This is a genomic window from Pseudobacteroides cellulosolvens ATCC 35603 = DSM 2933 (assembly GCF_001262605.1).
Lineage (GTDB): Bacteria > Bacillota > Clostridia > Acetivibrionales > DSM-2933 > Pseudobacteroides > Pseudobacteroides cellulosolvens.
Genome location: NZ_LGTC01000001.1, coordinates 4180908 through 4202111, shown reverse-complemented (window position 1 = coordinate 4202111; position 21204 = coordinate 4180908). Strand labels below are relative to the sequence as shown.

Genomic DNA, 21204 nt, shown 5'->3' with positions numbered 1-21204 from the left:
GAATGGTTATGAATAAAAAAACATTAATTCTAGTTTCAACAGTTTTTCTTTTAAGTACTGCCTGTGGCAATATCACGTCAGTGCCGCAAATGGAAGTTGATAAAGTGGCTGTTGTGGAAGATAAAAACCTGAAGCAATCTGATAAGCAAAATACTATTGATGATGTAATCAGTAAATACCTTGAGCAGAAATTTGATTTTAAGGCCATAGGCGGCGTTGTTTTTGAAGCTCATGAGCTTTATGGGGTTGAAAAAAAGGATGATAAAACATATGCTTACATCTGGAGTGTGCAGCAGGAATATAAATACACTGACGGCAAGCTGGAAAACGGGGCAGGGCTCAGCATACCTCTTGTATTGGTTATGAATGCGGATAGAGATAACAAATATACTGTTTTGGAATATAAAGCACCAAAGGATGGGGAACAGTATGCATCCTCTATCAAAGAGATGTTTCCGAAGGAATACCATGAAAAAATACTGACAAGAACCAATTCGGCAGAATTGGAGGAGATAGTAAAGCAAAAAGCACAGAACTATTTCATATCGGGGTCAAAAGCTGGCAGTAATACAAAGACTACCGGGACAAGTGATCCGGCTAATACACCAAAGAGTTCGGTTAAAGATGGTGATATTCAAAAAGGCATGGGGATTTATACCGGGCTTATAGACGGAAACAGCATTGAAGTCAAGCTAATTAAGTCTTCAGGGGAAGCAGAAGCTGCAGCTTTCAGATTTTCAGATAAAGTAAGACCGGCTTTTGACAAACTGGCTTTAAAAACAGGAGATAAAATAGAGTTTGAATATACCACCAATGGTTATGAGCAAAATATACTGATGAGTATTAATAAATCAGCAGCAGATACACGAAAGAATGAGCCGGATAAAAATAAAATAATCAGTGGCTTTAAGGCTCTTATGTCAAGATCACCTCAAATAACTGAAGTTGCAAAATTTTTAGACAGCAATATTGAGTTTGCCTCCACTTCAGATGCTGTATCAATGGTGGTTGAATTTGAAAAGGCTCAGAGAACTTATCTCTCTAAGTTAGAAGAGAAGTATTATAAAGGCGGCATACAGGAAAAATTCATTAAAGAATATAGTAAGGACTTTGATATTAATAGTATTTATGGTATTAAAGATACTGATTTAAAAAAGTTGTTGGACGAAACTAAAGCTGCAGGATATCGCGTTGAGACCGCTGAAGGAATGTTTTTCCCAATTATAAATTATGAATTTTATAAAAAATACAAACCATATCTGACCCTCGATTTGAAAGAATATGTTGATATCATGGCGAAAGAATCAAACAAAGTTCCTGCAAAGGATGCAGCACTTGTAATAGGTTTTGATGAAGTTCTTCAAAGGGCACAAATACAAGAGGAATTCATCAATAGGTTTAAGGATTCTTTAAAGCAGAATGATGTTAAGGAATTGTATAAAAAATATCTGATATTTTCCCTGTTCGGATGCAATAATACACCGCTTTTCAGCTATGATACAAAGCTTATGCCTGAAAATACAAGGACACAATATAAGGAATTCATTAATAAAAATCAAGGTAACAGCTTTACGGAAATAATAAAAGGCTTCATGGATGTTGTGGAAAAAAGCAATTATAAGCTTACAGATTTGGTTGAAAAGTATAGAAATAATCAAATTTAATTAAACTATAGAATAGTTAAGGGCTGACTCATAAGTAATGTATGAGGTTCAGCCCTTTTCGAACCCAATATTGGACTAACGAGATTTAAAATATTACACTTTAAAAATAGTAATTGATTTGTTAAGTTCTTGTGCAAGTTCGGTTAAGAGCTTTGCCTGATCGTCAACTTCTTCAGCACTGTCCAATTGGTTCTGTGTAGTAGCTGATACCTCTTGCACAGTGGCTGCAGTTTCTTCTGAAAAAGAAGAAATATTGTTTATAGCTTCAAGTGTCTTGTTTCCAGATTCCAGAATATTGCTTACAGACGATTCGAAGCTTACCATGTAATTGCTGATATTTTCCAAAGATTTAAAAATATCCTTAAATGAATTATCAGTTTCACTTACAGCATTCATCTGCTGTTTAATTATTTCTTGAGTGTTGCTTGCTGAAATAACGGTGAAAGTGGCTTTTTCTTGAATATTTTTGATCACATCGCTTATTGTAGTTAAAGCTTCTTTTGTTTGATCGGCAAGTTTTCTTACTTGCTCAGCTACGACTGCGAATCCTCTTCCTGCCTCTCCGGCTCGAGCTGCTTCTATTGCTGCGTTTAACGAAAGTAAGTTGGTTTGTTCCGATATATTGCTTATAAATTTGACTATTTTTTGTATCTCTTTTATATTAGTGTTAAGAGTATTTATATTGTCTACTATATCATTGGTTGCCGAACTGGTCTGCATGGATTTTACATTGAGTGATTTTAGTACAGATAGAGCATTTTCACTAAGTGATTTGGTATCATGGATAATTTCCGAAACAATCTTGACTTCATCTCCTACCTTGTTTATGTCGTTGGAGAGTATTTTAACAAATTCAAGGGATTTGCAGTTGTTTTCCGCTTGTTCTGATGTACCTAATGCAATTTGATGCATGCTCTCGGCAACCTGCTCGGCGGTTGTATGGAAAACCGTTGACAGACAGTTAACTTTTTCCGAGCTTTCCAGTACATTTTGGGATGAGACATTTACTTTGGAAACAAGGTTTTTTATATTTAGTGCCATGTCATCAAAGTTTTTTACAAGGCTGGATATTTCATCGCTATATTTGTCTTTAATGCTTATATTCAGGTTCCCGTTACTTGCTTCCTTCATTAGGGATTCCAATCTGCTTAAAGGTACCGAGATACTGATTGAAATAAATAGTGCTATTATTGCAGCAAGGAGGAATATAATAATTCCAACCATAATCATTGTATCTCTTATATGCCTGGAATCGGATTTAAGGTAATCCATGGGGATTGTACATATGATATCCCAATTGGTGTAATTTACATGCGAGAAACAAACCATATAACTGATACCGTTTATTGATGATTGAAAAGTCGCCTTAATTAATTTACTAGCCACTTTTTTATTAACTGATGCAGATTCAAGTTTTTTAGTTTCCAATGGAATTTGATCAACTATGTTTTTGTTTGGATATTTGGAGTTTATTGGAAATCTCTCAAGATTTTTGGATGAAATAATGGTACTGTTTGAATCGACAATAACGAAGTCAGTAGATCCGTCAATGTTAACATCTTTAAGGATATTATTCAAAAAACTTTTATCGAAAAATGCAGCCATAGTAACAAGTGGATCTCCTGTGTTGAGGTTAATTATTTGAACCACTGATGAAAGATAAACTTCATTGCTGTTTGCACCTTTTATACATAGCCATGTAGGTTTTCCCTTGCCATTTTCAGCAATCCGCATCAATTCTTTTTCCATATTTGCAAAATCAGTTGATTGGGCTCCAAGATTATTCAGAACTGTAGTGCCTTTATGTATCATGGAAAAGCCCATACAGCCTTCGATTGAATTGGACGAGAACATGCTGCTTAAAGAAAAATATAGTGAGTCGATTAAATCCTGCTGTGATGCGGTATTCTGGTCGAATTTGTTTATTAATAGCTGAGTATCCCTATTATTTTGGATTTCACTAAAATTTGCTTCAACTGAATTCATAGAATTTCTTATGATCTTAGCTGACTGTCCAGTTATTTCACTTGAGAAGGACTGGATTTTTGTCTCAAGAGCTGAACTCGATTCCTTATAACTGAAAGAACCGAGAATAAACAAAGGTACGCTTGACAATAGTACAAAAAAAAGCAAAAGTCTCAGCTTGATTTTTGCATACCTGAATAATTTAGCAATGCTGTAAAGTAATTCTGATATCTTATCTGAAAAACTGATGGATTTGAATTTTGTAAGTAGGGCATATATGAATGAAAAAGGTTTATTTAAAGTGTTTTTCATAAAGCACTTTCCTCCTTATGACAATTAAAGAATATTACTATAAAGAATGTTATTGCTAAATAATAAATGTAAATAAGGCTTACTCAAATTGTTATCCTGTAAACTAATTGGAAATGCTATACAATATAAGTTATCGTCATTTTTTAGAGTAGAAAATAGTATTTTTTCTCGATTCAACAATATTCTAGAGATTTTATATTAATGGAATTTATAGAATCAAAGAAAAACTATGATTTGTGTAAAAATTATCTGGTATTTTCTGTGTTCGGATGCAATAATAATACACCGATTACCAGCTATGATACAAAGCTCATGCCTGAAATGACAACTTTTAGTAAAGTATCAGACTATATAAAAGATCTTACGTATGATTATATAGATACCGAACTGATATATAACTTTACAATTCGGTAATCTATAATGATTGAATATGACTTTTACAATAAAAGGAAGGTAGTTATTATGAAAATAGGAATTATTATACACTCTCACTCGGGAAATACACTTTCTGTTGCACAGAAGATTAAAGACAGACTTGCTGCAGCAGGACATTCAGTCAATTTAGAACAGGTGACAGCAGTTAATGGTGACCCGAAGGAGGCACGAAATGTTCAATTAAAGGACATACCTGATACAAGTAAATATGATTTACTTATATTCGGTGCTCCTGTATGGGCATTCTCACTCTCGCCTGTTATGAAGCTTTATCTGTCACAGTTACCATCAATGCAAGGCAAAAAGATAGGGTGCTTTGTTACACAGCAGCTGCGATTTAGGTTTATGGGCGGAAATAATGCAATAAGCCAGATGAAAAAAGCTTGCCAATCCAAAGGCGGCAGTATTTATGAAACTGGTATTGTAAACTGGTCTCACAAACAGCGTGAAGCAAGGATTGAAGAGGTGGTTCAAAAACTCGGTGAAGTATGATATTCTTATTATATTCTGTATTTAGAAGGGGATATGACATGAAAGAATGTATTTGCAGCAGCTGTGCAAACTTAAAAGGCATAATAAATGAGAGTGGTGCCATTTTAGAATATGAATGCGAGTTTGGAGTTCCAGATGATGCTTGCTTAAATTGTGAAGCGGATGGATGTGATTTGGCATGCTCTAATTATATATCCGACGAAGAGCCTTCAGAACCTAATAGAATTTATTGCAGCAAATGCAATAAAGAATTGACCCAGGTTTCAAAGGATAGCGGTGAAGGCCAGGTTTTTTGCGTTGAATGTTATCTTAACATTAATGAAAAATAGAAATGTTTTAACTATATTAGAAGCTAATAATCTTCATTTTTAATATAGATAGAAAGTTAAATAAATTAACATCAACATGACAAATAAATTTTTGCATTAAAAAGGCGAACTGTATGAAGCAGTTCGTTTTTTAGTTTTCCATGTTTATGTAGATTATGTTGAGATTATGGTGATTTTTACATTGTGGTTGAAAATATAGAAGAGAATATATATAGTTAGAATATGTTTTGTAAAGCATTATTAACGAATATGAATTATCAAAAAGGAGGAACGTATTATGAAGCTTGAAAGGCTAATTATTTTGCTTATACTATCAACTATTGCATTTAGCTTGGGCAGTTTATCAATTTTGAAAGTTAAAGCTTCTGAAGCGGTTTATGGAGATTTTGACAAAGACAATGATTTTGATTCAGATGATTATGCTTTATTAAGACAATTTTTACTTGGAATGATAGCATTTGAATTAGCACCTGTAACAGCTGATGTAGATGGAAATAGTCGACTTGATTCTGACGACTATGCTTATATGAAACAACATCTTCTTGGCATGATAAATAAGTTTCCGGTAGAAACCAGGGAGGAAGTAAAAAGCACATTGGAGCCAACACCTAAACCTTCTGGAAAAATAAAAGGAGATTTAAATAAGGATGGATATTATTAGAGTTGGCGATCTAACGATGAATGATTTGGATATGGATGATGATGGGGATTTAGATAGTGATGACCAGGCTTATTTATATATTATTAACACATGGAATTTTGCAGCCGTACGAAATTTGACAAGTCTTATGAACTTTTTTCTTGCCAATTATTGTTGTATTATATATAATTTAATTATATAGTGTAAAACATTATTGACTTGTGTGGCTAAAAGTTACAAACATGTTTTAATTTACGAATTAAGGGGGGAATATTATGAGAACAGCAGCAAAACTAAATAAGAGTATTGTTCTGATATTGACAGCATTGGTGATGCTTTGTGTACCGTTACTTGTATTAGCAGAAGAAGCTACTCCAACACCTAGACTAGGATACCCATCTATAAGCAAGGATCAGTTCATCTTTGTAGATACTCATACTCATACTGAAGGAATAGGCGATGTTGGACCTCAAATGATGATTGATTTCCCGACATATTCATATTCGGCTGAACAAAAAAGGTTAACCAGCTATATTGAAGTTAAAGGTTATGGACCTGAGACAAGTGTGGTTATAGGCTCGGGAAGGAGTATTGGAGGAACTGCCGGTGGAGGAGCAGGTACCAGACTTACAGCATACAATACCTTTGCTTATGAGAGTTTATATTATTTTGATCAGGACATGAATGTTCACTATTATGTGAATGGTGAGTGGATAACTGTAAAAGTAGGAGATAAATGGACCAAAACAGTTGAGAGAAAGCCTTCTACAGGGGATGGAATTTTTTTAGATACATATACCATTGCTAACTATGGATTGCTTGGTAAGGGTCAATTTACACTTCCCATATCTACCATAACGCCTACAGTAACGCCAACACCAACTGCTACACCAATTATTACACCAACTGAAACCAGGAAATTCAAATTGTGCGGTTATGTAAGGCCGGAACCCGGAAGTTCTGATATAAACTACTATTCTGGGTTTAAGGTTGAAGTGCCTGGTTTGGAAAGATCGGTATTGGCTAATCCGGCAGGTTACTTTGAGTTTGAAAACCTGCCTGAAAGAAGTGATAAGACAGGGTATAGCATTAGAGTTACTAAACCTGGTTATTTATCTCATAAAGTAGAATATATAACTCTTATTAAAGATACAGAAGTTGGATCGAGTGAGCAGCCTGTGTTTATGTATCCTGGAGATATTAATGCTGATGATACTATCAATATGGGCGATATAGTAGCAATAGCAAAGGTATTTAATACTACAATTAATGATGCTGCATTTAATGCTTCAGCGGATTTGAACAATGATAAAACAATTAACATGTCCGATGTAATTAGAGTATCTAAATATTTTAATATCAACTCAGACAAATACCCCGAACCTTCTGTTATGCATTTAAACTATGTAAATGTTAAGGTTAATGATGATATTTACATTACATTAAACGTAGGTGGTATTGGAGGTTTGAAATGGGAATATACCATAAGCAGCGGTAAAAACAATGTTGAATTTGTATCAAAAATAACTGAAGAAATAGCTAATCCGGATGCTTTTACCAAATCGAGATGGAAGTTCAAGGCAGTTAATGAAGGGACAGCAACAATAGTATTTGATCCTTCCTATGGAGTAAATGAAAAGTATATTATCAAAATAACAAAAGCAGAGGCTGCTACATCCACACCTACTTCTTGTGTTTCACCAACTGTAACTCCAAAAGAGCCTCTGCTTGTGAATTCAAATACACTTAAATCAACACTTATAAGCACTGATTCTCAGCAGAAGATTGTACCTGGAAAGAATATTGTATTTTGCCCCACATTGCAGATGGCATGGGATGAACTAAAAAAAGTGATCGGTGAAGATATAAAATTGCAGGGTAATCCACCTTTAGCAGATAGACTAAATACAGGATTCCCAATGGTAGGTTCCTTATCACCTGAAAGCTACGTAGCTTTGGCGGGTTATGGACAGGAAACTATTGATAAAATAAATGCCGAATTAAAAAGCAAATTCAAGGATTCAGCACCACAGGTAAATGAAAAAATTGGACCTAGTGACATTATTGCATATGCTTTCCTTGGTAAGAATTTAAGCTTTGCTAAAGCATTTGAAAGCATGAGTACACCAATCAGCTTTACATCAGGCAGTTTGTCAGGAAGAGTAAAAGCTTTCGGTATAAATTCCGTGTCAAAAAAATCAGAAGATCTAAAGAAACAGGTCAGGATTTATGATTATAAAAGCAAAAATGACTTTATTGTAAAGCTAATTCCAGAGAATGATAAAGATGAAATAATACTTGCCAAGGTTGATCCCCAAGAAAGTTTATATAATACTTATTCCTCCATCATGAAAAGAATTAACAGCAATGTATCTGTTGGCTTTGATACCAGAGATACTTTAGTAGTGCCTGTTATGGATTTTAATATCGGTCATAATTATACTGAGCTGGAGGGAAGGTCTTTATTAAACTCAAATTTCTTAGGCTATTTTATCCAGAAGGCATATCAGAGAACTAGATTCAAGCTGGATGAAAATGGAGCTGTATTGGCTTCGGAGGCAACCATAATGCTGCCTTCTTCTATATATGAGCCAAAGCAGCTGATTTTTGACAGACCTTATATGGTGATACTAAAGGAGAAAAATGCAGCGAATCCTTATTTGATGATTTGGGTGGATAATCCGGAATTATTAACCAGATGATAGTCATAAAGATTATTCACATTAGTATTATTATTTGAATAAAAAAGAGGATGTCCTAAAATAACGGCATCCTCTTTTTTAAAAGTACAAATTGATTAAACTTTCTGCAAGGCAGGTTGTTTTTGTAAAGCAGTGTTTGTATCAACCTTATAGTTGTACTTAACAGACATTTTATTTCTCATGATTTTAACAAACAAGCTTGCTATTTTAGGATCAAATTGAGATCCGGAACATTTTTCAAGCTCTTGAAATGCTTCTTCAATAGACATGCTTTTACGGTATGGGCGGTCAGATATCATTGCATCAAAAGAATCTGCTACACACAGTATTCTTGCACCTAAACTGATATCTTCTCCGGCAATGCCATCGGGATAACCCTTTCCGTCATACCTTTCATGATGATGAATTACATAATCTATTAAGTTATTTATACCGGATAAAGGCTCTAATATATTTGCACTATTAACAGGGTGTTGACGAATTAATTCAAATTCATCGCTGGTCAAACGGCCAAGTTTGTTTAAGATAGACTTAGGTAATTCAATTTTTCCAATATCATGTAAAAGGCCTGCGTATAATATGGTCTGTATTTCATCAAGCTCCAAACCCATTGCCTCTGCTATCATTACAGCATATGAGGAAACTCTTTCACAATGTCCGAAGGTATATTTGTCTTTGGCAATAATGGTACTTAGTAAACCCTTAAATACTCCAACCATTTCCTCATCGGACTTCATACTTTTATGAATCTGAAGCATAATATCCTGATAGAAATGAACCTTATCGTCTCCCATATTCTTTGACTGGTAAAGGGCCATGTTGGCATGGGAAATCAGTTCTTCCTTGCTGCTTGAAATGCTTGGGTATTCGGACAAACCAATCGAAAATGTAATTTTACTTACTAAACTGTCATTGTAATACTCATTTTTTAATTTCTCATACTCATCATATAAGTGTTTAGCTTCTTTTTCGAGGGTTTCCAAATTTTTATCCAACATTAAAATTGCAAATTCATCTCCTCCAAATCTGTAAACAGTGTCATCTTTATTTACAATCTTTTTTAATATGGAGGCAGTGGTTGTTAATATAGTATCTCCATAGCTGTGACCATATAAATCGTTATACATTCTAAAGTTATCAATATCTATAAGGATTAAGCCAATTGAAGTTCCACATTTAGAAGAGTTTTTAATTTCATTTTCAAGGGTTGTGTGAAAATATCTCTGGTTAAAAAGATCGGTTAACTCATCAGTAATTGCCAGCCTTTGCATTTCTCTTCGATGCTTTTCCTGCCTGACTGAAATTATGCCTACAATCAGTACCCAACCAAGTGTCATAAATGTAAATATCAAGCCAACTAAATAGGCATAGTTTTTGGTCTCTATGTATCCCATTGTTATAAAAAACATGTCTTTGATACTAAAGGCCAGTGATATGAGCATTCCAACAATTCCAAAACGAAAAGCCAAATAAACTGCTATAAAACCCTGAAATTGCCCTACATAGGCTCTAGTTTCATCTGAACTGAGGGGTTGTGTGATTGTCAAAGTGAAATTAAGTCCCAAACAACATATAAATTCAACCCGCTTTAGCTTGGTGGTAAGGTAGTGCTTCTTGAAATTTGCAATATATTCCTTTAAGTAAGACATGTAAACCAAACCTTTCATATAATAATATCTTTTATATTAAATAAAATTAAATTGCTCAATAAACAAGAGAATAAACTGCAGGGCTATTATGGTAACCGAACTTATGATAAAATACTGTTAAGTTGTTATAAATAGTTATTATTTAAATATAAATGAATTGCCTATAATTGAATTTGTAGATAGGAAAAACTTAGAAAAGTAATACACATAGTATAATTTTATAACATTTCTATTAATATGTCAATTATATTACAAGGGGGATGGATTAAAATGCAAAAAGTGGTGTTTTTAGTAGATATGAATGCATTTTTTATAAGTTGTGAAATGATTAGAAATCCATCCCTTGCAGGTAAGCCATCTGCTGTTGCCGGTGATCCCAAGAAACGTGCAGGGATTATCTTGGCAGCAAACTATGAAGCAAGGGCTTATGGAGTTAAAACAGCCATGGTGATTAAAGATGCCTTAAGGCTTTGTCCCAATTTAGTTCTGGTACCACCGGATCACAATTATTATGAAAGTAAATCAAAGCAGGTAATGGACTTGCTTTCGGGGTATACGCCAATGGTTGAACAAAATAGCATTGACGAGGCCTACCTTGATATGACTGGCACAGAGATGTTATTTGGAAAGCCTTTTGAGGCTGCAAACCAAATTATGAATGAAATTAAAAATACGTTGGGACTATGGTGTTCCATTGGTATTGCAGAAAATAAGTTTCTTGCCAAAATGGCTTCGGAAATGAAGAAGCCTCTTGGAATAACAGAGCTATGGCAGCAGGATGTTCCTCATAAGCTGTGGCCGCTTTCTATCAAATCAATGTACGGTATTGGAGTTAAAACAGCTGAAAAGCTTTATATGCTGGGCATTCAAACCATTGGACAACTTGCAAAGTATGATAAGAGTATACTTGTTAAGAAATTTGGCAAGTATGGCAATGAACTACATGATCGTGCAAATGGACAGGACACCTCACCAGTACAACCTCATACAGAGGGGGATATGAAATCCATAGGGAGGTCAACAACGCTTCCTGAAGATATAACAGATATTGAAAAAGCAAAAACTATATTGATGGAGCTTGCTGAAGATATTGGTATGACGGCTAGAAGATTTGGTAAATGCGGCAATACGGTTCAGATTACAATAAAGTATTCCGACTTTGAGTCCATTACAAGACAGACAAATGTTCATAAGACATGTGTTACCAAAGATATCTATCTAGCAGGCTGCAATTTGTTAGAGCACAACTGGAACAAATTTCACCCTGTAAGACTTTTGGGAATTAGCCTTTCGGGTTTTGAAAAGGATTGTACTGAAGGGCAGCTGTCAATATTCGATGTGGTTGAAGATATTAAAAAAGACGATAAACACACGAAACATGAAAATATTGACAGGACATTGGATGCCATAAGAAACAGGCATGGTTTTGCTAAGATTGGACGTGCAGCACTTATTAATAGCAAGAAGAAAAGAGATCTTTAATTGGAGGAGATTGATATTGTTTAAAAAATTATTGATACTGTTAATTGTGATAACTATTGTATCCATGGTTCTTCCAAGCAGTGTTTATTCCGGTAATAATGAAATAAGAGTTAAGGTAGATAACGAGTTTATTGAGTTTAATGAAGATATGGGGTATCCGTTTATCGACTCAGCACAGAGAACCCAGGTACCCTTTAGAATAGTCTTAGAAAAGTTCGGAGCATCGGTTTCATGGTCAAACAATACTGCAACAGCACAAAAAGGTTATATCAAGGTTGAGGTTCCAATTGGAAAAACATATATTTTAAAGAATGGTGTAAGAATTACGACCGATACAACAGCTTTGATAAAGTATGGAAGAACTTATCTTCCAATAAGGCCTGTTATTGAGGCTATAAATGGACGGGTCATATGGAATCAGGCTGAGAAGCTTATTGAGATTATAAAGATAAAACCTCGACCAAAGGTTGATATCGCTCAAGATGATGTAACAAAGCCCGATTACATAGTTTCAACAGAAGCGGGGCTAAGAAAAGCACTGAATTCAAAAGGGAAAATAAAGCTTAATAACAATATAGATGTAAACAGTACTCTTGAGGTAAGGAACCCGACGATTATTGACGGAGCAGGGTATGCCATAGGAGGCAAAGGCAAGTGCCAGGTATTCAAAGTTTTTGCAGTTGATTTTACAATACAGAACATAACAATAAAGGATGGGAAAAATACCGTGAAAAACGGCCATTTCAGTGATCAATGCGGTGCGGCTGTCATGATGACCGGTAAAAAAGGTAATACAAGTGAGGGGAAATTCAAGGCGGTTAATGTAAACTTTATAAATAATGAATGTGCAAGCAGCAGTAATCTGGGTGATATCCGGGGCGGGGCAGTATATCTGTTTTCTGTTCCAAACGGATATTTTTCAAATTGTGTTTTTATAGGGAATAGAGCTTCGAATGGTGGTGCAGTAGGAGGACTTGGCAGTAGCTTTAAAGTTATAAATTGTGATTTTATCGCAAATAAAGCCACAGGGGTTATAGGAAGTCAACATGGAAATGGCGGAGCCATATCCATTGATGGCCTTGACCAAAACGGGAAAACTGCTTTCTTTGACGTTGCAGGATCTAATTTTACCGGTAATACCAGCAACAGACTGGGTGGGGCAATATTTTATGTGTTTCATAAACCTGGTGATGAAGGATATCATAAAAAAAGTACGGCTTCCATAGCAAATTCCACTTTTGAATTTAATGAGATAGTAAATATTAATGAAGGGCAAGGCGGTGCCATATATGCCCAGGAAGGTAACCTTAAAGTAGATTCATGTACCTTTGACCAAAATCGCTGCTGTAAGCAGGGAGGAGGATTATGGTTTTTATCATTTACAGGAAACTTGGACATTATAAACTCAACATTTCATAAAAATACCCTATCAAGCCCCAACTTAGGCATGGGTGGTGCTATAGCCGTATCAGCCGTTATGTGTAAAATTACCAATTCAACTATAGCTAACAATTATGCATGGTTTCATGGTGGAGGTATACAGACGACTGATGGAAGTAAGGTGAAATTGACCAATTGTATTCTCTCAAATAACCGTTCTGAAAGAGAATGGGCTGTTTATAATACAAATATGCAGCTTTCTGATGGAGGAGGAAATATTGAATATCTTAGCCCTGCTATAACATACGGTAAAAAAGTAAAAGATGAAAAGTCTGCAGCAGCTTCGCTAATTAAGGACCCTAGGCTTCTTAACCTTGCGGATAATGGAGGCTATACAAAAACAATGGCTCTAGGGAAGGGTAGTCCTGCTGCAAATATTGGAGTAAATAATTCTCCAGTAGTTGACCAAAGGGGTGCAGTAAGGGATGGGAAAAAAGATGCAGGAGCCTATGAATTGGGAATGGGAAGCGAATTATGAATATAATAATCGAAAGGGCATCCGAAGATGATGCTATTGAAATTATAAAAGTCAGGAATAAAAGTTTTTACGAAGATTTTTTAGATTTTGGGGAGTGTCCTGGTTATAATATTTCGATTGATGAGATGAAAAAGAAAATTCAAAAGTTTGTTATCTACAAAATTTCAGTTGATGGAAAAATTATTGGGGACATTTCTATAGATATACGTGAGAATTACTTTTGGATTGGTTGTCTTGAGATAATACCTGAATTTCAGAATTTTGGAATTGGTACAGAAGTGTTAAAGTTTATAGAAGAGAAACATCCAGAGGCAAAAATCTGGGGATTAGAAACACCTGCTCAAAATTATAGGAATTGCTGTTTTTATGAAAAGATGGGTTTTGTTAAGGTTAAGGATACGCAGCAATCAGAAAAAATAACTTTAAGAACATATGAAAAAATAAACAAGAATTAATTCGAAGATATGTAAACACACGAAAGGGAAATAATGATGATAAAAATTAGCTTAACGATCGAAGGTATTCCTGCAATTCTGTGGGGAGAGGCATCAGAAAGACTATTTATAGCTATTCATGGAAATATGTCCAGCAAGGATGATGATGCAATTGTAATTTTTGCACAAGAAGCAGTTGACAAAGGGTATCAGGTACTTAGCTTCGATTTACCTGAACATGGAGATCGTAAAGATGAAGACTATAAATGTAAGGTTCAAAATTGTGTTAGCGATCTTACTGCAATTATGATTTATGCACAAACTATTTCAAGTAATATAAGCTTATTTGCTTGCAGTATGGGTGCATATTTCAGTTTACTTGCTTACAGAGATTTGCCTCTAGAACACTGTCTATTTCTTTCACCAATATTAAATATGGAACGCATTATAAACAATATGATGACATGGTTTAATGTAAGTGAGGAAAAGCTTAAAGCGGAAGAAGAAATTGAAACACCGATTGGGCAAACTCTCTATTGGGATTATTATTGTTATGTAAAATCCCACCCGATAGAAAATTGGGACAAACCGACTGCTATTCTTTATGGTTCAGATGACAATCTTACGGAGGTTAATGTGATTTATGAGTTTGTAAAACGTTATAATTGTAAGTTGAATGTATTGGAACAGGGAGAACATTATTTCCATACTGACGAACAACTGCTCTATTTCAGGCAATGGTTGAAAGATAATATATAGTTCTAATGGATTAAACAGCATTACTTGGTAGCATTTATATCTTGTATATATAAGGGAGGAGATTGCATGAGAGAAATTATAAGAAGTGATGTAAATGAGGAATGGGCACATTCTGGAATTGTGGAGGCTGGGGATTTTGTCTTCTTAAGCTATTGTGTAGGCAACATAGGTCAGTCTATAGAAAATCAAATTAATGGTGCGTTTGACCATTTAAGTAATCGATTGGAGTCAATAGGTTTAACTTTAGAATCAGTCGTAAAGCTTGATTGCTTGTTTAGAGATGTTTGGAATATACCTGTGATGGAAAAGGTAATCAAAGAAAGATTTAATGGAAAGTATCCTGCCCGAAAATCAATACAAACGGAATTTGCTCATCATGGCGGACAAGATGGGCTTCACTTTCAACTTGATGCTATTGCATTTAAAGGATAGAAAATTATATTCTTAAGGAGGTTTTATTAAAATGTATGAACTAAAATATGGCTGTAATCCAAATCAAAAACCGGCTGAAATTCGTTCAGTTACTGGTAAATTGCCCTTTAAAGTGCTTAACGGAAATCCAGGGTATATAAACTTTATGGATGCTTTGAACTCATGGCAGCTTGTAAAGGAATTAAAAACTGCTATCGATATGCCTGCTGCTGCTTCATTTAAACATGTTAGCCCAGCTGGTGCAGCAATAGGATTGCCTTTAACTGATGAGCTTAAAAAGGCATATTTTGTTGAGGACATTGAATTATCCCCGCTTGCCTCAGCGTATATTCGTTCAAGAGGTGCAGACAGAGTTTCTTCTTTTGGAGATTGGGCGGCACTTAGTGATATAGTGGATAAATCAACAGCATTTATTCTAAAAAGAGAAGTTTCTGATGGTATAATCGCACCAGGCTATACACAAGAAGCTTTTGAAATCCTTAAACAAAAAAAAGGGGGTAAATATAATATTGTTGAAATCGACCCGGCTTATGAGCCCTCTGAAATTGAAACAAGGCAGATATTCGGGATAGAGTTTGTACAAAAGAGAAATAATCATATTGCAGGATATGAGGATATTAAAAATATCGTCACTGAAAATAAGGAAATACCTGATAATGCAAGAAGAGATATGATATTGGCAATGATAACACTTAAATATACCCAATCAAATTCTGTCTGCTATGTATTAAATGGTCAGGTAGTAGGTTGTGGTGCAGGTCAACAATCAAGAATACATTGTACAAGGCTTGCAGGCGATAAAGCTGATATTTGGTATTTAAAGCAACATCCAAAAGTATTAAGCTTAAAATTTAAGCAAGGTGTTGGAAGACCTGAACGGGATAACGCCATTGATTTATTTGTAAGAAATGATGTTACTGATTATGAAATAAATATGCTCAATGATGTTTTGGAAACAGTTCCTGAAAGACTTACTGGAAATGATAAGATGAAGTGGCTTGAGGGGTTAAAGAATGTATCATTAGGTTCGGATGCTTTTTTCCCATTCAGGGATAATATTGATCGTGCATATCAAAGTGGAGTTAAATACATTGCACAGCCTGGCGGGTCTGTTAGAGATGATATAGTAATAAATGCGTGCAATGAATATAAAATGGTAATGGCTATGACAGGGGTTAGGTTATTCCATCATTAAAATTAAAGAAGGAGAATTAGGATGATTGAAGTATATAAATATTATTCCAAATGCAATCAGGAGATAAATGCTCAATTGCTAAAGATTATAGAAGAACACGAGCCTAATATTTTTGACTATCAGGTAGAGGGGTATTATAAAAGTATAGGTGAAATATTAAATCACTATTATGTAGCGGATTTAATCTGGTTACATAGTTTTAAAACAGTCAAAGAATTTTCTGTTTATAAACATCCTATTATGGAAAAAATTCCCGAATACGGAGAGCAGCTTTTTTTAAATATTACTGAGCTGAAAGAAAACAGAATGAAACTTGATGAAATAATCGTAGAATTGACTAATGAAATTGAAACGGAAGATTTGTATAAAACAGTTACAAGGATAACAGGGTCTGGAGAAAAACTGGAGAAAATATTTTGGAAAACACTCTTACATGTGTTTAATCATCAAACACATCATCGAGGGCAGATAAGCCAAATTCTTGATAAACTAAAAATAGAGAATGATTACTCAAATATGATTAGACATTAGTGAATGGCTTGTCAATATAGCAAAATGGCATTATTATATTGATTTTTTTAAGAAGTATGAATAATCATTTATTAATAATATAAAAAATGGAGGGGTAGATTTCAGATCTTCTCCTCCATTTTTTATAACTAGGAATATTTAATTTTACTTAGGACACTATTTATTATAAAAGTACAGTTATATATATATATATTCAACACAAGTTCTATTACTCCACTGTAACACTTTTAGCGAGATTACGAGGCTTATCAACGTCGCAGCCCTTTTCAATAGCCATATAGTAGGCAAATAGCTGAAGCGGAGTTACAGCTGCTACAGGTGCTAATAATGAATCTATATCGGGGATTGTAATAACAACATCAGCAACCTTGTCTATGGAAGCGTTTTTCTCCTGGGTGATGGCCATAACAACAGCACCTCTTGCTTTAACCTCCCTTATATTGCTGACCATTTTATCTATAAGGTCATCTTGGGTTACAGGGCATACCACTAACGTACCCTTTTCTATGAGTGCTATGGTTCCATGCTTTAATTCGCCGCCGGCATATGCTTCAGAGTGGATGTAGGATATTTCCTTTAGCTTAAGAGAGCCTTCCATTGAAAGTGCATAGTCAAGGCCTCTTCCGATGAAGAATATGCTTTTTGCATTATAATGTTTGGATGCAAATTTCTGTATAACTTCTTTATTTTTTAAGACCTCTTCAACCTTGGAAGGAAGCTCCTTTAACTGGGATATATAATTTTTATAGGCAGAATCCTCAATATAGCCTTTTTTATATGCAAAGTTAAAAGCAACGAGGTATAATGCAGCAAGCTGAGTATTGTAAGCTTTAGTTGAAGCAACAGCTATTTCAGGTCCCGCCCATGTATATAGTACGTAGTCCGACTCTCTTGAAATTGAGCTTCCAACAACATTAACAATAGATAGGGTCTTTGCACCTCTCTTTTTGGATTCCTTAAGAGCAACTAATGTATCAAGGGTTTCGCCTGATTGGCTTATTATTATAACCAGGTTTCTGTCGCTTATAAGAGGATCACGATATCTGAACTCAGATGCTATATCAATCTCAACTGGTATTCTTGCAAGCTTTTCAATGATGTATTTTCCTACTACACCGGCATGATAAGCGGTACCGCATGCTACAATATAGATTTTATCAATGTTCTCAAGGTCTTTTGCTGTTATATTAACATTATCAAGAGTTATGCCCTCATCAACTATTCTTGGTGACAAAGTATCCTTTATTACCTTTGGTTCCTCGAACATTTCCTTCATCATGAAATGCTCGTAGCCGGATTTTTCTGCCGAAGTAGCATCCCAGGTAACATGATAAACTTCTTTTTTTACTTCAGCACCAAGTATATTGAAAACCTTAACCTCATCCTTTGTAAGGCTTACTATCTCTTTATCTTCAAGAATATATATATCCCTTGTGTATTCCAAGATAGCAGGAATGTCCGATGCTATAAAGTTTTCATTTTTACCAAGACCCACTATCAAGGGACTATCTTTTCTTGCTGCAACAAACTGGGTTTCACAATCGCTGCATATTACTCCTAAAGCATATGAGCCTTCAATATCATTAACACATTCTATTACAGCTTGTATAAGGTCACCCTTATAATGATACTCTATAAGATGAGCTACAACCTCGGTGTCTGTTTCCGATTTGAATTCAAACCCCTGTGTCTGGAGAAAATCTTTTAGTTTAATGTAATTTTCAATAATCCCGTTATGTACAACGGCAAATCTTCCGGACTGGCTTATGTGGGGATGAGAGTTTACGTCATTCGGTTCGCCATGAGTTGCCCATCTTGTATGACCTATTCCCATATTTGCTGAAGGCATATCTTCAGTAAGCTTGGTTTCAAGGGCTGCGAGTCTGCCCTTACATTTAATAACGTTGATACAATTGCTGTCAAATGTTGCAACTCCTGCTGAATCATATCCTCTATATTCAAGTTTTTTTAGTCCATTTATCAATATTGGTGTGGCTTTTTTATCTCCTATATATCCAACAATACCGCACATAATTAATTCTCCTTTTCAAAATGATTTATTATTTTCTGAAAATACTTTAGATAACGCAAAATAATCCATGTAATTTTTAAAGGCATAAACAAATAGGGATAAAGCTGCTTGGCAGCGTGAATCCTGCATAGTATGGAATATTTTGCAACAAATATTAGTGGTTATTTAATTATTCAATAACCTAGCTTAATAACCAAATTTTTATTAATTTGAACATATGGGCAAGCATAATAGAATTAAACCAACCAATAGATTTAATAAAAATGATAAGTATACAAACAGAATAACCATTTAAGACTTATTTTGTTATACAGTTACCTGTAATATTTGTAAAGTCTTTAGTGATCATGGTAGACCAGAAGGTTTCCGCCGAATTTTCGATAATTCACATGTTCATTGGGCTTTAAAAGATTTGTCCCTCCAATACTACATGTGACCTCCTTCTCCTCGTCAACTGCTGAAATACTGCAGCTCTGGCGCTTTATGCAATGTGCCCATAAATAAAGGGGTACATATTTAATATTCTGTATGAAAATTTTTATATTTTTTATTAAATGGTTTAATTTGATTAACTCTTAGTCATGTTTGCCTAAAGGTAACTTTTAATTATCCCAACCTTTCTTCAATATATTTTGCAAGTTCAGATGCTTTGGAGGTAATATATTCCTGGTCTTTTCCTTCAATCATAACCCTTACAAGGGGCTCAGTTCCGGAAGGTCTAATAAGGACTCTGCCTTCACCATGGAATTCATCCTCAAGATTCTTACATAAGCGTGCAATCACCTCATCTTCCATGTAGCTGTATTTTTTCTCATTGCAGACCTTAGCATTTTTTAAGATCTGAGGGAAAACCTGCATTTGCGATGCTAATTCAGACATCTTTTTGCCAGTGGTTTTGAGAATTTTCAAAAGCTGAACAGCCGTAAGCAGACCATCACCGGTAGTGTTATGTTCAAGAAATATAATATGTCCTGATTGTTCACCACCTAAGCAATAACCTTTTGCCAGCATTTCTTCCAGCACATATCTGTCTCCAACCTTTGTTTTAACCAGGTTAATCCCTTTTCTTTTACCCATTATATCCAAACCAAGGTTGCTCATAACAGTGGCAACTATGGTGTTGTTGGCAAGTTTACCGTTTTCTTTCAGGTCAATACCTATAATAGTCATTATTTGGTCGCCATCAACAAGGTTTCCATTTTCGTCAACAGCAAGAACTCTGTCGGCATCGCCGTCAAAAGCCAGACCTATATCGGCACCAATCTCTTTAACAAATTCCTTAAGCTGTGACATATGAGTGGAACCACAGCCATTATTTATATTGATGCCGTTTGGTTCGTTATTTATAACGGAAACCTCAGCACCAAGCTCAAACAGTGCAAGGGGTGCAGCTTTGTAGGCAGCTCCATTTGCACAGTCAATTGCAACTTTTACTCCTTTAAGATCGCAGTTAATAGTGTTTTTAATGAAGTTAATATAATCATCCAAAGCAGACTCGTTAACGCTTTTTACGCCTACTTTTTCGCCTACAGGACGTGGCAGTTCTTCAGCCTTATCAAGGATTATTGCTTCAATTCTTTCCTCCATTGAATCAGGCAGTTTGTAACCTCTATTATCAAAGAATTTTATTCCGTTAAACTCATAGGGATTATGTGATGCTGATATAACAACTCCTGCATCAGCATTATAAAGTCTTGTAAGATAAGCTATAGCTGGTGTTGGAATTATACCAACACATATTGCTTCTGCACCGACAGAGCAGATTCCAGCAACTAATGCAGATTCCAATAAATCACCGGAAATCCTGGTATCCATTCCAACAAGTATTTTTGGTATATGCTTGGTTTCAGCAGTTAATACATATGCACCTGCCTGCCCAAGACTATATGCTAAATCAGCTGTTAGTTCAAGGTTAGCTACCCCTCTTACCCCATCTGTTCCAAAAAGTTTTCCCATTGTAAAATGACCCCTCTCAAATTATTCAAATTATGAAACAATATTATGATATCTCTAATTTATATTAAAATAATTAATTCTTTAGGCTTATTAAAATTATAATTTATATAAAATTTAGTAATATTGCTCTTATGATAAAATTACCAAAATTTAGCCTATTTTAAGTCGTATAATTTATTATAACTTGTAATTACTTAATAACACAATAAAATTTTTAATAAATTTGTATACATATTCTTCTAATACATAAAAATCCACTGAAATAGTTATTAACTTT

Annotated in this window: 18 protein-coding genes; 14 read left to right on the top strand and 4 right to left on the bottom strand. The window is 34.8% G+C overall.

The genetic code is table 11. The features are described 5' to 3' along the window. Positions 1-8 precede the first annotated feature (8 nt). Positions 9-1664, top strand: coding sequence for a hypothetical protein (locus Bccel_RS17135; protein WP_050753581.1), 1656 nt, complete (start codon positions 9-11; stop codon positions 1662-1664). Between the two features lie 93 nt (positions 1665-1757). Here the strand turns inward: Bccel_RS17135 and Bccel_RS17130 are convergent, their stop codons facing one another. Next, the gene (locus Bccel_RS17130) at positions 1758-3941 is read right to left on the bottom strand and encodes a methyl-accepting chemotaxis protein (protein ID WP_036938457.1); all 2184 of its coding nucleotides are present in this window, start codon (positions 3939-3941) and stop codon (positions 1758-1760) included. A 201-nt stretch (positions 3942-4142) separates the two neighbouring features. Here Bccel_RS17130 and Bccel_RS17125 point away from each other — a divergent pair, with 201 nt between their 5' ends. The 6 genes from Bccel_RS17125 (at position 4143) to Bccel_RS17100 (ending at position 8539) form a co-directional block, all read left to right on the top strand. Beyond that, a complete protein-coding gene (locus Bccel_RS17125; RefSeq protein ID WP_036938454.1) occupies positions 4143-4355 on the top strand; it encodes a hypothetical protein in 213 nt (70 codons plus the stop codon). A gap of 48 nt (positions 4356-4403) precedes the next feature. Then, complete coding sequence (locus tag Bccel_RS17120) at positions 4404-4868, top strand: flavodoxin family protein (RefSeq protein WP_036938452.1); 465 nt, start codon at positions 4404-4406, stop codon at positions 4866-4868. Between the two features lie 38 nt (positions 4869-4906). After that, positions 4907-5197 carry a hypothetical protein gene (locus Bccel_RS17115; protein ID WP_036938449.1) on the top strand — a complete coding sequence of 97 codons (291 nt, stop codon included), beginning with the start codon at positions 4907-4909 and terminating at the stop codon, positions 5195-5197. A 277-nt stretch (positions 5198-5474) separates the two neighbouring features. Continuing rightward, positions 5475-5858, top strand: coding sequence for a dockerin type I domain-containing protein (locus tag Bccel_RS17110; protein ID WP_036938446.1), 384 nt, complete (start codon positions 5475-5477; stop codon positions 5856-5858). Beyond that, positions 5845-6039 (top strand): hypothetical protein, encoded by a 195-nt coding sequence (locus Bccel_RS17105; RefSeq protein WP_036938443.1) that lies wholly within the window; start codon positions 5845-5847, stop codon positions 6037-6039. The genes Bccel_RS17110 and Bccel_RS17105 overlap by 14 nt, the downstream gene beginning before the upstream one ends. Positions 6040-6112: 73 nt before the next feature. Beyond that, on the top strand, positions 6113-8539 hold the full coding sequence (locus tag Bccel_RS17100) for a dockerin type I domain-containing protein (protein ID WP_050753580.1): 2427 nt from the start codon (positions 6113-6115) through the stop codon (positions 8537-8539). Positions 8540-8634: 95 nt separating this feature from the next. Here the strand turns inward: Bccel_RS17100 and Bccel_RS17095 are convergent, their stop codons facing one another. Continuing rightward, on the bottom strand, positions 8635-10206 hold the full coding sequence (locus Bccel_RS17095) for a bifunctional diguanylate cyclase/phosphohydrolase (RefSeq protein WP_036938440.1): 1572 nt from the start codon (positions 10204-10206) through the stop codon (positions 8635-8637). 252 nt (positions 10207-10458) lie between these two features. On the opposite strand from Bccel_RS17095, the gene Bccel_RS17090 reads away from it, so the two are divergent. The 7 genes from Bccel_RS17090 (at position 10459) to Bccel_RS17060 (ending at position 16939) form a co-directional block, all read left to right on the top strand. Further along, positions 10459-11670, top strand: coding sequence for a DNA polymerase IV (locus tag Bccel_RS17090; protein ID WP_036938437.1), 1212 nt, complete (start codon positions 10459-10461; stop codon positions 11668-11670). Positions 11671-11686: 16 nt separating this feature from the next. Continuing rightward, entirely contained in the window at positions 11687-13588 is a 1902-nt protein-coding gene (locus tag Bccel_RS17085) for a copper amine oxidase N-terminal domain-containing protein (RefSeq protein ID WP_036938434.1), read from the top strand. Continuing rightward, the gene (locus Bccel_RS17080) at positions 13585-14043 is read left to right on the top strand and encodes a GNAT family N-acetyltransferase (RefSeq protein ID WP_036938432.1); all 459 of its coding nucleotides are present in this window, start codon (positions 13585-13587) and stop codon (positions 14041-14043) included. The genes Bccel_RS17085 and Bccel_RS17080 overlap by 4 nt, the downstream gene beginning before the upstream one ends. 36 nt (positions 14044-14079) lie before the next feature. Beyond that, entirely contained in the window at positions 14080-14781 is a 702-nt protein-coding gene (locus Bccel_RS17075) for an alpha/beta hydrolase (protein ID WP_036938429.1), read from the top strand. A gap of 66 nt (positions 14782-14847) precedes the next feature. Beyond that, positions 14848-15213, top strand: coding sequence for a RidA family protein (locus Bccel_RS17070; RefSeq protein ID WP_036938426.1), 366 nt, complete (start codon positions 14848-14850; stop codon positions 15211-15213). A gap of 31 nt (positions 15214-15244) precedes the next feature. Next, positions 15245-16408 (top strand): phosphoribosylaminoimidazolecarboxamide formyltransferase, encoded by a 1164-nt coding sequence (locus tag Bccel_RS17065; RefSeq protein ID WP_036938423.1) that lies wholly within the window; start codon positions 15245-15247, stop codon positions 16406-16408. Positions 16409-16429: 21 nt separating this feature from the next. Further along, positions 16430-16939, top strand: coding sequence for a DinB family protein (locus Bccel_RS17060; RefSeq protein WP_036938421.1), 510 nt, complete (start codon positions 16430-16432; stop codon positions 16937-16939). 208 nt (positions 16940-17147) lie between these two features. Here Bccel_RS17060 and glmS read toward each other — a convergent pair whose 3' ends face one another. After that, positions 17148-18971, bottom strand: coding sequence for a glutamine--fructose-6-phosphate transaminase (isomerizing) (gene glmS, locus Bccel_RS17055; protein ID WP_036938418.1), 1824 nt, complete (start codon positions 18969-18971; stop codon positions 17148-17150). A gap of 606 nt (positions 18972-19577) precedes the next feature. Then, positions 19578-20927, bottom strand: coding sequence for a phosphoglucosamine mutase (gene glmM, locus Bccel_RS17050; RefSeq protein WP_036938415.1), 1350 nt, complete (start codon positions 20925-20927; stop codon positions 19578-19580). Between the last annotated feature and the right edge of the window lie 277 nt (positions 20928-21204).